The organism is Klebsiella quasipneumoniae subsp. quasipneumoniae, from assembly GCF_020525925.1.
Classification (GTDB): domain Bacteria; phylum Pseudomonadota; class Gammaproteobacteria; order Enterobacterales; family Enterobacteriaceae; genus Klebsiella; species Klebsiella quasipneumoniae.
In genome coordinates this window covers 927234-939544 of record NZ_CP084876.1, presented here as the reverse complement: position 1 = coordinate 939544, position 12311 = coordinate 927234, and the positions used below count along the sequence as shown (strand labels likewise).

General features: G+C 58.5%; 10 protein-coding genes and 1 pseudogene. 5 read left to right on the top strand and 6 right to left on the bottom strand.

Annotation, left to right across the window (positions count from 1 at the left end; translation table 11 throughout):
• Nucleotides 1-46: 46 nt before the first annotated feature.
• The 4 genes from thyA to rppH form a co-directional block, all read right to left on the bottom strand.
• Nucleotides 47-841, bottom strand: a complete 795-nt coding sequence (gene thyA / locus LGM20_RS04720) for a thymidylate synthase (RefSeq protein WP_044524624.1) — start codon at nt 839-841, stop codon at nt 47-49.
• A 6-nt stretch (nt 842-847) separates the two neighbouring features.
• Nucleotides 848-1723: a prolipoprotein diacylglyceryl transferase gene (gene lgt, locus LGM20_RS04715; protein ID WP_004205445.1), complete on the bottom strand. Its 876-nt coding sequence runs from the start codon at nt 1721-1723 to the stop codon at nt 848-850.
• A 245-nt stretch (nt 1724-1968) separates the two neighbouring features.
• A complete protein-coding gene (gene ptsP, locus LGM20_RS04710; RefSeq protein ID WP_023290901.1) occupies nt 1969-4215 on the bottom strand; it encodes a phosphoenolpyruvate--protein phosphotransferase in 2247 nt (748 codons plus the stop codon).
• 12 nt (nt 4216-4227) lie between these two features.
• Complete coding sequence (gene rppH / locus LGM20_RS04705) at nt 4228-4758, bottom strand: RNA pyrophosphohydrolase (RefSeq protein WP_004205443.1); 531 nt, start codon at nt 4756-4758, stop codon at nt 4228-4230.
• A gap of 453 nt (nt 4759-5211) precedes the next feature.
• On the opposite strand from rppH, the pseudogene LGM20_RS04700 reads away from it, so the two are divergent.
• From LGM20_RS04700 to LGM20_RS04680, 5 genes and pseudogenes are all read left to right on the top strand, one after another.
• Nucleotides 5212-5352, top strand: a pseudogene (locus LGM20_RS04700) (hypothetical protein); the annotation flags it as partial.
• Between the two features lie 88 nt (nt 5353-5440).
• On the top strand, nt 5441-6136 hold the full coding sequence (gene mutH / locus LGM20_RS04695) for a DNA mismatch repair endonuclease MutH (protein WP_032453976.1): 696 nt from the start codon (nt 5441-5443) through the stop codon (nt 6134-6136).
• A 63-nt stretch (nt 6137-6199) separates the two neighbouring features.
• Nucleotides 6200-6913 (top strand): TerC family protein, encoded by a 714-nt coding sequence (locus tag LGM20_RS04690; RefSeq protein ID WP_023290903.1) that lies wholly within the window; start codon nt 6200-6202, stop codon nt 6911-6913.
• A gap of 123 nt (nt 6914-7036) precedes the next feature.
• Nucleotides 7037-7255 carry a YgdI/YgdR family lipoprotein gene (locus LGM20_RS04685; RefSeq protein ID WP_002915974.1) on the top strand — a complete coding sequence of 73 codons (219 nt, stop codon included), beginning with the start codon at nt 7037-7039 and terminating at the stop codon, nt 7253-7255.
• A 221-nt stretch (nt 7256-7476) separates the two neighbouring features.
• Complete coding sequence (locus LGM20_RS04680) at nt 7477-8517, top strand: NADP(H)-dependent aldo-keto reductase (protein WP_008806332.1); 1041 nt, start codon at nt 7477-7479, stop codon at nt 8515-8517.
• Nucleotides 8518-8715: 198 nt separating this feature from the next.
• Here the strand turns inward: LGM20_RS04680 and lplT are convergent, their stop codons facing one another.
• The gene (lplT, locus tag LGM20_RS04675) at nt 8716-9909 is read right to left on the bottom strand and encodes a lysophospholipid transporter LplT (RefSeq protein WP_023290904.1); all 1194 of its coding nucleotides are present in this window, start codon (nt 9907-9909) and stop codon (nt 8716-8718) included.
• Nucleotides 9902-12061 carry a bifunctional acyl-ACP--phospholipid O-acyltransferase/long-chain-fatty-acid--ACP ligase gene (aas, locus tag LGM20_RS04670; protein ID WP_032453978.1) on the bottom strand — a complete coding sequence of 720 codons (2160 nt, stop codon included), beginning with the start codon at nt 12059-12061 and terminating at the stop codon, nt 9902-9904. The genes lplT and aas overlap by 8 nt, the downstream gene beginning before the upstream one ends.
• Nucleotides 12062-12311: the final 250 nt, after the last annotated feature.

The window sequence follows — 12311 nt, the reverse complement described above, 5'->3', positions numbered from 1 at the left end:
AAAACCGGCGCCATCGGACGCCGGTTGGTCATATCTGCAGAGGGGGTTAAATCGCCACTGGCGCTTTGATTCCCGGGTGCGGATCGTAACCTTCAATCTCGAAGTCTTCAAAGCGGTAGTCAAAGATCGACGCGGGCTTGCGTTTGATAACCAGCTTCGGCAGCGGACGCGGTTCGCGGCTCAGCTGCAGATTGGTCTGCTCGAGATGGTTGCTGTACAGATGGGTATCGCCACCGGTCCAGACGAAATCGCCGACCTGCAGATCGCACTGCTGCGCCACCATATGCACCAGCAGCGCGTAGCTGGCGATGTTGAACGGCAGACCGAGGAAGACGTCGCAGGAGCGCTGATACAGCTGGCAGGAGAGCTTGCCGTCGGCGACATAGAACTGGAAGAAGGCGTGGCACGGCGCCAGGGCCATCTTATCCAGCTCGCCGACGTTCCACGCCGAAACGATGATCCGGCGGGAGTCCGGGTCGTTTTTCAGCTGGTCCATCACCGCGCTGATCTGGTCGATATGACGACCGTCCGGCGCAGGCCAGGAACGCCACTGTTTGCCGTAAACCGGCCCCAGGTCGCCATTTTCATCTGCCCACTCGTCCCAGATGGTGACGTTGTTGTCGTGCAGATAGGCGATGTTGGTGTCACCCTGCAGGAACCACAGCAGTTCATGGATGATGGAGCGTAAATGACAGCGCTTGGTGGTCACCAGCGGGAAGCCTTCCTGCAGGTTAAAACGCATCTGATGGCCGAAAATAGAGATCGTGCCAGTGCCGGTGCGGTCATTTTTTGGCGTGCCCTCGGCGAGCACTTTCTGCATCAAATCAAGATACTGTTTCATGGTTCCTCAAGAATTCAGTTGCTGCGGACGGTGGCGGTAAGCCCAAACCATCATGATGATACCCGCAAGCACCATCGGGATCGAAAGAATCTGCCCCATGCTGATGTACTGCACCCAGCCGCCGGTGAACTGGGCGTCGGGCTGGCGGAAGAATTCCACGATAATGCGGAACAGGCCGTAGCCAATCAGGAACAGGCCGGAAACGGAACCGGTCGGGCGCGGTTTACGGATAAACAGGTTCAGGATCAGGAACAGCACCACGCCTTCCAGCGCCAGCTCGTACAGCTGCGACGCGTGGCGCGGCAGCGCGCCATAGGTATCAAACAGCGATTGCCATTCCGGGTGGGTCGGCAGCAGCGCCAGGTCTTCAGCACGGGAGCCCGGGAAAATCATCGTGTAGTGGAAGCTCGGGTCCACGCGGCCCCACAGCTCGCCGTTGATAAAGTTGCCCAGACGCCCGGCGCCAAGGCCAAACGGGATCAGCGGCGCGATAAAATCGGAGACCTGGAAGAAGGTCCGTTTGGTGCGTCTGGCGAAGATAATCATCACCAGGATCACGCCGATCAGGCCGCCGTGGAACGACATGCCGCCGTCCCAGACGCGGAACAGATACAACGGATCGGCAAGAAAGACCGGCAGGTTGTAGAACAGCACGTAGCCGATACGGCCGCCCAGGAAGACGCCGAGGAAGCCCGCGTAAAGCAGGTTTTCCACTTCATTTTTCGTCCAGCCGCTGCCCGGACGATTCGCCCGACGGGTGGCCAGCCACATCGCAAAGACAAAGCCCACCAGGTACATCAAACCGTACCAGTGGAGGGAGACCGGGCCTAGAGAAAAAATGACCGGATCGAACTCCGGAAAATGCAGGTAGCCACTATTCATCTGTCACCATAAAGACTTGTTATTCCGCCGAAAGTGGACAGCGGTGATGATCCATGCCCGATTAAAACGGGCACGCCGAAGGAGGCGAATGATAGCATAAGCATGTAGTGCGATCCGCGCTGAACGTGTAAAAGATATGTATACGGATGCTAACAGAATGCCGTTTTCCCGGTGGTATCCTATTTTGCCGGAGGGTGCGAACAGAGGATTCCCGGGTTACGGCTTACGCCTCACCCGGGCTACCGCTACCGCCCGCCGCGGATCAGGCCGCCGAGACCGCGCCGCTCCATAAAGGCCGCCACCTGATGGCGCACCTCGGCGGTCATCTGGGCTTCGAGGCTGCGACGCGACAGCTCCTGCGCCTCTTCGATATCGATGCGGCGCAGCAGATATTTCACCCTCGCCACCGAGCGGCCGTTCATCGACAGATGGCGATAACCGAGACCGATGAGGATCGTCACGCACATCGGGTCGCCTGCCATCTCGCCGCACAGTCGCAGATCGATGCCAAAGCGCTCCGCGTCATGGGCGATCATCGCCAGCGCCCGCAATACCGCAGGATGCAGGCTGTCATACATGCTGGCGACCCGGGTATTGTTACGGTCGACGGCAAGCAGGTACTGGGTCAGGTCGTTCGTGCCTACCGAGATAAAATCGATCCGGCTGGCCAGCTGCGGCAGCATAAAGACCATCGACGGCACCTCCAGCATCACCCCCAGACGCGGACGCGGGATGGCGTAGCCGATCATCTCTTCCACTTCCCGGCTGGCGCGGTCGATCAGCCGACGGGCCTCATCGACCTCTTCCAGACTGGTCACCATCGGCAGCAAAATGCTGAGGTTGCCGGTGGCGGCGTTGGCGCGCAGCATCGCCCGCACCTGGATCAAAAAGATCTCCGGCTGATCGAGGGTGATGCGGATCCCGCGCCAGCCAAGGCACGGGTTTTCTTCACTGATCGGCATGTACGGCAGCTGTTTATCCGCGCCGATGTCCAGAGTACGCAGGGTCACCGGTTTGCTGTTAAACATCTGCAGCATGCCCTGATACTGGGCGACCTGCTCCTCTTCTGAGGGGAAGCCGCTCTGCAGCATAAAAGGAATTTCGGTACGGTACAGACCAATACCGTCAACAAAGCTGCCGAGCTTCTCTTCGTGCTCCGGGCTTAAGCCGGCGTTGAGCATGACTTTCACCCGTTCGCCGCTTTTCAGCTCCGATGCGCGCTGGAGATCGTCCTCCGCCAGGCGGCTGAGCTCGTTCTCTTCGCTGATAAGCCGCTGATACTCCTGCAACAGAACAGGTTCAGGATCCACCAGCAGCTCACCGCGATAGCCATCGACAATCAGCGTATGGCCATGCAGCAGCGAGGGCTGAATATCGGCGCCCATCACCGTTGGGATGCCAAGGGCCCGCACCATAATGGCGGCATGGGAGTTGGCAGCGCCATCGCGCACCACCACGCCGGCCAGACGATCCTGCGGCACCTCGGCGAGGGTGGTGGCCGACAGCTCGTCCGCCACGAGGATAATGCGCGCCGGCCAGGTGTTAGGTCCCTGAATACTGTCGTCGAGATGGAACAGCAGACGCTGACCCAGCGTGCGCAGGTCGCCGGCCCGCTCCTTTAGATAGCCGTCGCTCAGCGCGGCAAACTGTTCGGCGAACTTCTCGATGATCTTTTTGACCGCCCACTCGGCGACGGCGCCTTTGTCGACTTCGGCAAAGAGCTCGCGACGCAGGCGGGCGTCGGAGAGCAGGTGCGAGTAGAGATCGAAGATCGCCGCCGTCTCTTTTTGCGCGCCGGCGGCGTAGCGTTTGCTGTAGCGACGAAACTCGTTGGCCGCTTCTTCCAGCGCGCCGGTCAGGCGTTCACGTTCCGAGGCGGTGTCCAGCGTCGAGGCTTCATACACCTGCTCCATCAGCGGCAGGCTGACGTCCATCCAGCCCTCGGCGATCGCCACCCCGGAAGAGGCCGGCAGAGCGCGAATGCGCGTCTGACGATACTGACCGAACAGGGCGTTCAGCTGGGACTGGGAGAGGATCGCCGCCATCTGGGTGGCGAGAGTGACGAGGAAAGACTCTTCGCTTTCATCAAACTGGCGCAGCTCACGCTGCTGGACCACCAGCACGCCCAACAGCTGGCGGCGCTGGATGATCGGCACGCCAAGGAAGGCGCGGAAGCGGTCCTCTTTGACGGCGGGAATATACTTGAAGCTGGGGTGTTTTTGCGCATCGGCGAGGTTGATGGGCTCCGCCAGGCGGCCAACCAGCCCCACCAGGCCTTCATCGAACGCCAGCGCAACGGTGCGCCCGCGAGGTTTTTTTAACCCGCGGGTAGCCATCAGGTAATAGCAGCGTCGATCATTGTCAGCCAGGTAAACCGAGCAGACTTCCGTCTCCATCGCCTGGCAGACATCCGTCACCAGAATATCCAGCGCCTCGTTTAAACGCGGCGCACTCGCGACCTTCTCGACTATTTCTCGCAACCGAGTGAGCATAATGTGCGTGGCTTAACCTCTTTTACGTCGATAAGCAGGCGCGCTTTGCGGCTTAGGTGCGCTCTCCGCCAGCGACATAGTGACGCTGGCGAACTCTTTCATCACCCGGCGGTAGACGTCGCGTTTGAACGACACCACCTGACGCACCGGGTACCAGTAACTCACCCAGCGCCAGCCATCAAATTCAGGTGTGCTGCTGGTTTGCATATTGATGTCCGCGTCGTTACCGATCAACTGCAAAAGAAACCACTTTTGTTTCTGGCCGATACAAACCGGCTTTGTGTCCCAACGCACCAAACGTTTAGGCAACTTGTAACGCAGCCAGTTACGGGTTGAGGCAAGGATCCGCACATCTTTACGGCTTAACCCGACCTCTTCAAACAATTCCCGATACATCGCCTGCTCTGCGGATTCTCCTGGATTTATGCCCCCTTGCGGGAACTGCCACGAGTGCTGACCATAGCGTCGGGCCCACATGACCTGGCCCTGACGATTACAGATTACAATACCGACATTTGGGCGGTAGCCATCGTCATCAATCACCGGACTACCTCAAGATAAGCTTCAATGTGAATGATTGTTTCACACTCGTCGGAAACGGTAAACCACTCTGTTCGCACACTGAGAACGGATAACATTTGAATAACTCACAGTAATTGCCAGAGTTATAAACAGCGAAAGCGCCCGACGTCCGATTTTATTCACTTTTTCTGTGGATAGAGTTGTGAAGAAGTACGGAATTAACCCGGGAAAACCCGGAGTAATCTGAACGTCGCACTGCTAGCACCTTATAATAATGATAGCATATTCATTAAGTTAGAATATATTCCTTTCACTTATTACAGCATAACGTGACGATCATCACACATGCGATCCGCCGACTGATGAAAGATCGAGCAATGTCGATTTTATCCACAGATTACGCGCAGGTCGCGGGCATATTTTCTCTAAAAATTCGATTTTCGTCGCACGTCAAGGCTGTAAATCGAACCAGTAGTGGGGCTTTTCCCCAGTTATCCCACTTTTCTGTGGATAACATGGTGTAAGATCCTGTTTATTGTCAGTGACCAGTTCTGGAAAACCTGTTTTCATGGTTTTCACCTGTCGCGTAATGACCTTAAAAAATCATATAAATCATGGGATTGGTATAGTTACTCAGAAAACGATAAACTCTATCCACAACGCGCAAAATTAGCGCTCATTTTTTAACCAAAGGTGTCGCCCTATGCCCGCTATCGCTCCGCTCTCCTCTCCGCCGCAAAGTCAGGAACAGCTGTTGGCCCAGGCCCGCCAGCTGGCCGGCTATACGCTGGGTGAGCTGGCGGCGCTGGCCGGGATCCCCATTCCCCGCGATCTGAAACGTGATAAAGGCTGGACGGGCATCCTGCTGGAGCTGTGGCTGGGGGCCAGCGCGGGCAGTAAACCCGAGCAGGATTTCGCCGCGCTGGGGGTGGAGCTCAAAACGATCCCTATCGACAGCCGGGGCCGTCCGCTGGAGACCACTTTTGTCTGCGTCGCCCCGTTAACTGGCAATAGCGGCGTCACCTGGGAGAGCAGCCATGTGCGGCATAAGCTGCAGCGAGTCCTGTGGATCCCTGTGGAGGGAGAGCGCACCATTCCTCTGGCGGCGCGGCGCGTCGGCGCACCGCTGCTGTGGAGTCCGGACGAAGAAGAGGAGCGCCAGCTGCGCATGGACTGGGAAGAGCTGATGGATCTTATTGTCCTCGGTGAGGTGGAGCGCATTACCGCCCGCCACGGCGAGGTGCTACAGCTAAGACCGAAAGCGGCCAACAGCAAGGCGTTGACCGAAGCCATCGGCGCCCGCGGGGAGACGATCCTCACGCTGCCGCGCGGCTTCTACCTGAAAAAGAATTTTACCGCCGCCCTGCTCGCCCGCCATTTTTTGTTACAACACGATTAATTTTTTGTTCTGCGTTGGGGCTTGCATATAATTGCTGCTTTCTATTTTGCAGGACTTTGAACAATGTTATTTGCATGGATAACCGATCCTAACGCCTGGCTGGCGCTGGGCACCTTGACGCTGCTGGAGATCGTGCTCGGGATCGATAATATTATTTTTCTCTCTCTGGTTGTGGCCAAGCTCCCCACCGCCCAGCGCGCCCACGCGCGACGGATCGGTTTAATGGGGGCGATGGTCATGCGCCTGGCGCTGCTGGCCTCTATCGCCTGGGTCGTTAAGCTGACCAACCCGCTCTTTACCGTCCTCGGTCAGGAGATTTCGTTTCGCGATCTGATCTTGCTGTTTGGCGGACTGTTCCTTATCTGGAAAGCCAGTAAAGAGATTCATGAATCTATCGAAGGCGAAGAGGAGGGGCTGAAAACTAACGTTCACTCCTTCCTCGGCGCCATCGTGCAGATCATGCTGCTGGACATCATCTTTAGCCTCGACTCGGTGATCACCGCCGTCGGCCTGTCGGATCATCTGTTTATTATGATGGCGGCGGTTGTGATTGCGGTGGGGGTCATGATGTTCGCCGCGCGACCTATCGGCGATTTTGTTGACCGTCATCCGTCGGTGAAAATGCTGGCGCTGTCGTTTCTGATCCTCGTCGGCTTTACCCTGATGCTGGAAAGTTTCGACGTCCATGTGCCGAAGGGATACATCTACTTCGCGATGTTCTTCTCTATTGCGGTGGAGAGTCTTAACCTGCTGCGCAATAAGAAAAACCCGCTGTAAACCACAAAATTGCAGCCTGGTCACAGGCTGCAACCCTTTTTCAGACTTTACTGCTTTTTATGTCTCACAAATCAGGCTATTAATAGACAGGTATGGGGTGCAGCTACTCAAGAGGTGATGACGATGAAAAAATGGGCAGTATTGATTTCCGCCGTAGGACTGGCGTTCTCGGTTTCCGGTTGCAGCAGCGATTACGTCATGGCGACCAAAGATGGGCGAATGATCCTGACCGACGGTAAACCCACCGTGGATGACGATACCGGTCTTATCAGCTACGAAGATCAGCAGGGTAATAAAATGCAGATCAATCGTGACGACGTTTCACAAATCATTAAGCGTTAATTTTTCCCCGTCGGCCCCAGCCTCTGTTGACGCTGCGCTTACCGACAACCAGTCTTCTGAGAAGAGTCGGGACACACCAGGACACTGCGGGTTTCACCCACCGCTCCTCCTCGTCACCCGGCTTTTTTGATTTTTTTACTTCCTCTTTTTCTCACCCTCTGCCATGTTGATACTCCTTTGTCGGGGAATGCCTGACCTTATAAATAAAAAGGAAGCTGGCTATGCAGTATCACCGTATCCCACACAGTTCACTTGAAATCAGCACCCTCGGGCTGGGAACCATGACCTTTGGCGAGCAGAACAGCGAGGCCGATGCCCATCAGCAGCTCGACTATGCGGTCGCCAACGGCATCAATCTGATCGATGTCGCTGAAATGTACCCTGTCCCGCCGCGCCCGGAAACTCAGGGGCTGACCGAAACCTACGTCGGCAACTGGCTGGCGAAACGCGGCAATCGCGAAAAGCTGGTGCTCGCCTCGAAGGTCAGCGGGCCCGCGCGTAATAACGACAGCAGTATTCGACCAAACCACGTCCTGGACCGGAAAAATATCCGCGAGGCGCTGCACGCCAGTCTGAAGCGTCTGCAGACCGATTATCTCGACCTGTATCAGGTACACTGGCCGCAGCGCCCCACCAACTGCTTTGGCAAGCTGGGCTACACCTGGGCCGACGCCGCCCCCGCGGTGACCCTGCTGGATACCCTCGAGGCGCTGACCGAGTTCCAGCGCGCCGGCAAGATCCGCTACATCGGCGTGTCGAACGAAACCGCCTTCGGCGTGATGCGTTATCTGCACCTGGCGGATAAGCACGACCTGCCGCGGATCGTGACCATTCAGAACCCCTACAGCCTGCTGAACCGCAGCTTTGAAGTCGGCCTGGCGGAAGTGAGCCAGTTCGAAGGCGTGGAGCTGCTGGCCTACTCCTGCCTGGCTTTCGGCACCCTGACTGGGAAGTACCTCAACGGCGCGAAGCCGGCGGGGGCGCGCAATACGCTGTTCAGCCGCTTTACGCGCTACAGCAGCGAGCAGTCGCAGAAAGCGGTGGCGGCGTACGTGGATATCGCCAAACGCCACGGCCTCGATCCGGCGCAAATGGCGCTGGCCTTTGTGCGTCGGCAGCCGTTTGTCGCCAGCACCCTGCTGGGGGCGACGACCATGGCGCAGCTGCAGGCCAACGTGGAAAGTTTACAGCTTGAGCTGAGCGAAGAGGTATTAGCGGAGATTGAAGCGGTGCATCAGGTTTATACCTACCCGGCACCGTAGCACGACCTGTCGACGCCGGCTTCTGGCGTCGCGTTGTTGCCCGGTGGCGGCTACACCTTACCGGGCCTACGCTACCCCGGTCGGGTAGCCGCCTCAGCAGCCGCGGTAGCCCGGGTCAGGCGCAAGCCGCAACCCGGGATTTCCCTCTGCCCGCGCACCTGGCAGGGGTTACGATTTCGAGTCAACCGCGACGAGAAGTTATTTACGCCGCCCCCAGACCCACAGCGCGGCGATGGCCACGGCAAACACCGCGCCAAAACCTATCCCCACGGCGACCGGCGGAACGCCCACGCTCACCGCCAGGGAATAGAGCCCCAGCATCAGCAGCATCGCCACGTTTTCGCCCAGGTTCTGTACCGCAATCGCGTTACCCGCCCCGACCGAGTGTTTCCCGCGCTCCTGCAGCAGCGCATTCAGCGGCACGATAAAGAAGCCGCCGAACACCCCGAGCAGCAGTAGCAGTCCGAACGCCGGCAGCAGCGACTGCTGCACCGCAAACGCCATTACCGCAATACCGATCAATATCCCGGCCGGCATACAGCGCGACACCGTCTCCAGAGTCACCAGCTTCGCCGCCGCCCCGGCCCCCAGCACAATCCCCACCGCCACCATCGCATTAAGATAGGTGGGCATGGCGTTGCTGGTAATGCCCAGCGCTACCGGCACCCAGATCACCAGCAGGAAGCGCAGGGTCACACCAGCGCCCCAGAACAGGCTGGTGCCCATCAGCGAAAAGCGGGTTTCGCCGTTGCGCCACAGCGTGCGGCAGGCGCTGAAGAAGCTGTGCGTCATCGGCTTAAAACGCCATGACTGCCCCGGACGCGCCGCCGGCAGCCTGGGTATCCACAGGTTAGCCACCACCGCCCCGCCGTAGACCAGCGCGCAGACGATCAGCGCCGCCAGCACGTGCCAGTCGGCGAGGATCCCGCCGGCCATGGAGCCCAGCAGGATCGCCGCGATGGTCGAGGACTCCATCAGTCCGTTAGCCTTCACTAACTTATCGCCGGTGGTCAGTTCGCCGAGAATGCCATACTTGGCCGGCGAATAGGCGGCGGCGCCAATCCCCACCAGCGTATAGCCGATAAATGGATTGACACCGAAGCAGATGCAGCCGGCGCCGAGCAGCTTCAGGCCGTTGGCCACCATCATCACCCGGCCTTTGGCAAAGCTGTCGGCGAACTGGCCGACAAAGGGGGCAAACAGGATGTAAGCGCCCACAAACAACATCTGCAGGACCGGCTGGCTCCACTCCGGATAATAAAGCTGCTTCATCAGCGCCAGGGTGGCGAAGAGAAGCGCATTGTCGCCGAAGGCCGACAGGAACTGGGCGCAGATCACCGCCATCATCCCTTTCGAATACAGCGAAGGGTTAGTATGCACTGACTCACTCATGGGTTGTTTCTGCCTCGTCGACCATGTTTTTCAGGGTGACATAGTCTGGCTTGCCGCTGCCGAGCACCGGCAGCTGTTTCAGCCAGCGTATATCGCGCGGCACCGCCAGCTCCGGTACGCCGTGCTGGCGAGCGTAGCGCAGCAGGGCTTCGCGAGTCAGTTCATTATCGGTGGTAAACAGCACCAGCGCCTCGCCTTTGCTGGCGTCCTGTTTAATCGCCGTGGCGTGCATTTTGTCCGGCGATGCGCCGAGGGCCACCTGCTCCACCATCTCAAGAGAGATCATTTCGCCAGCGATTTTGGCGAAGCGCTTCGCGCGGCCCTGGATGCGGACATAGCCCTGCTCGTCGAAGGTGACGATATCGCCGGTGTCATACCAACCCGCTTCCTTTTCGCCGTGCTGATTTTCCGCCGTCGGCGCTTCCAGCACCCCGGGATTTTCCACCCGCAGGTAGCCTTTCATAATGTTCGGCCCTTTCAGCTGCAGCCGCCCCCCTTGCTCAATGCCAGGCATCGCCAGCAGGCGGGCGTCCATCCCCGGCAGGATACGCCCCACGGTGCCGACCTTCGCCGCCATCGGCACGTTGATCGAGACCACCGGGGCGCACTCGGTCACGCCATAGCCTTCGAGAATGCGCAGGCCGAATTTATCCTGCCACAGCTGTTTGGTGCTCTCCTGCAGCTTCTCCGCCCCGGCGACCACATAGCGCAGACGATAGAAATCATAGGGGTTAGCGAAGCGGGCATAGTTGGCGAGAAAGGTCGAGGTGCCGAAGAGCACTGTGCAGTTGCGATCGTAGACCAGCTCCGGCACCACGCGATAGTGCAGCGGGCTGGGATAGAGAAACACCTCCGCGCCGGTAAGCAGCGGCGTCAGCAGACCGACGGTGAGGCCAAAGGAGTGGAACAGCGGCAGCGCCGACATAAAGCGATCATTAGCGGTAAAGTCGGCAATGGTTTTGATCTGCTCGACGTTGGCCAGCAGACTTTTATGGCTGTGCACCACCCCTTTCGGATTGCCCTCCGAGCCGGAGGTGAAGAGGATCATCGCCGCGTCTTCCGGCTGCTGCTTAACCTGCGCCAGACGCGGCGCCAGCAGATGGCCGAAAATCCACAGTTTGTCCGCAGGGGTGATATCGCCTTTGAGATCTTCCAGGAACACCCAGCGCACCTGAGTCAGCTGCTCCGGCAGGTGCCAGAGCTTGCCTTTATCAAGGAAGGTGCGCGAGGTAAAAATGGTGTTGAGTTCCGCGGCGGCGATGGCGCTGCTGAGCCCTTTCACCCCGGCGGTATAGTTCATCATCGCCGGAATGCGCCCGCGGGCGATCGCGCCGAAAATCACCGCCGCGCTGATGCCGGCGTTGGGCAGCATCAGGCCGATCTTCTCGCCCCGCTGGCTGTATTTTTCCAGAATGCGGGCGACAAACAGGGTTTTGGTCAGCAGCTTGCGATAGGTATCCGGCTGGAAGTTGATATCCTCCACACAGGGTTTGCGCGCGCCGAAGCGGTCCTGCGCCGCCAGCAGCGACTCATACAGGGTTTCCCGCGGACGCACCGCCATCCGGGCTTCCATCATGATCTGATGCAGCATTTCTCCGGCGATTTTGCGCCGGTCGCGGGCGCGCGGCGCCTCAGGCATCGGCAGATGGGTGGGCGGCAGCAGATGCAGCTGAATACGCGGGAACAGGCGACGTTTCACCAGCCCCTTCAGCCGGCTGAAGGGCGTCAGCTCAGCGCCTTCAATGCGCAGCGGCACGATGGTCGCCTGCGATTTGGCGGCGACAAAGGCGGCGCCGTCATAAATTTTCATCAGCGAGCCGCTGACCGAAATTCGCCCTTCCGGGAAGATGACCACCGGCCGCCCCTGTTCAATCAGGCGCACCAGATGTTTGATCGACATCGGTTTGGTCGGGTCCAGCGGCACAAAATCGATAATCGGCGTCAGCGCGCGCATAAACCAGCGCTGGCTGATTGAGGTATAGACGGCAAAAACCGGTCGGACCGGCAAAAACAGCGCCAGCAGAATGCCGTCGAGGAACGAGACGTGGTTCGGGGTAATTAAGACTTTTTGCTGGTGCAAAGCCTGCGTGTCGCCGGTCAGTCTGACCCGGTATAACCCCTTGAACAGCAGTCTGAAAAATCCCAATAGCATAACAACTCCATGTGACCGGTGATGAGTCAAAGCAGGTTACACGAGAAGGCGTGGGAAAGCAGTGCAGCGGGGGGATTTTCAGAATAAAAAAAACCTGCGCATCCGCGCAGGCTGGTGTAAGTAAAGTGGTCAACATGACGTTGACTCCACCTATCAATACCTCTGGGATAGCCAGAATATCAACCTGCTCGGCGGACAAACCAGCGAACATTCGCAACAGCGCATCGCAAAGTGTAAGCAAAGGTTTGTA

Coding starts and splice junctions, on each gene's coding strand:
- thyA (WP_044524624.1), bottom strand. CDS start 841: ATGAAACAGTATCTTGATTTGATGCAGAAAGTGCTCGCCGAGGGCACG.
- lgt (WP_004205445.1), bottom strand. CDS start 1,723: ATGAATAGTGGCTACCTGCATTTTCCGGAGTTCGATCCGGTCATTTTT.
- ptsP (WP_023290901.1), bottom strand. CDS start 4,215: ATGCTCACTCGGTTGCGAGAAATAGTCGAGAAGGTCGCGAGTGCGCCG.
- mutH (WP_032453976.1), top strand. CDS start 5,441: ATGCCCGCTATCGCTCCGCTCTCCTCTCCGCCGCAAAGTCAGGAACAG.
- LGM20_RS04690 (WP_023290903.1), top strand. CDS start 6,200: ATGTTATTTGCATGGATAACCGATCCTAACGCCTGGCTGGCGCTGGGC.
- LGM20_RS04685 (WP_002915974.1), top strand. CDS start 7,037: ATGAAAAAATGGGCAGTATTGATTTCCGCCGTAGGACTGGCGTTCTCG.
- LGM20_RS04680 (WP_008806332.1), top strand. CDS start 7,477: ATGCAGTATCACCGTATCCCACACAGTTCACTTGAAATCAGCACCCTC.
- lplT (WP_023290904.1), bottom strand. CDS start 9,909: ATGAGTGAGTCAGTGCATACTAACCCTTCGCTGTATTCGAAAGGGATG.
- aas (WP_032453978.1), bottom strand. CDS start 12,061: ATGCTATTGGGATTTTTCAGACTGCTGTTCAAGGGGTTATACCGGGTC.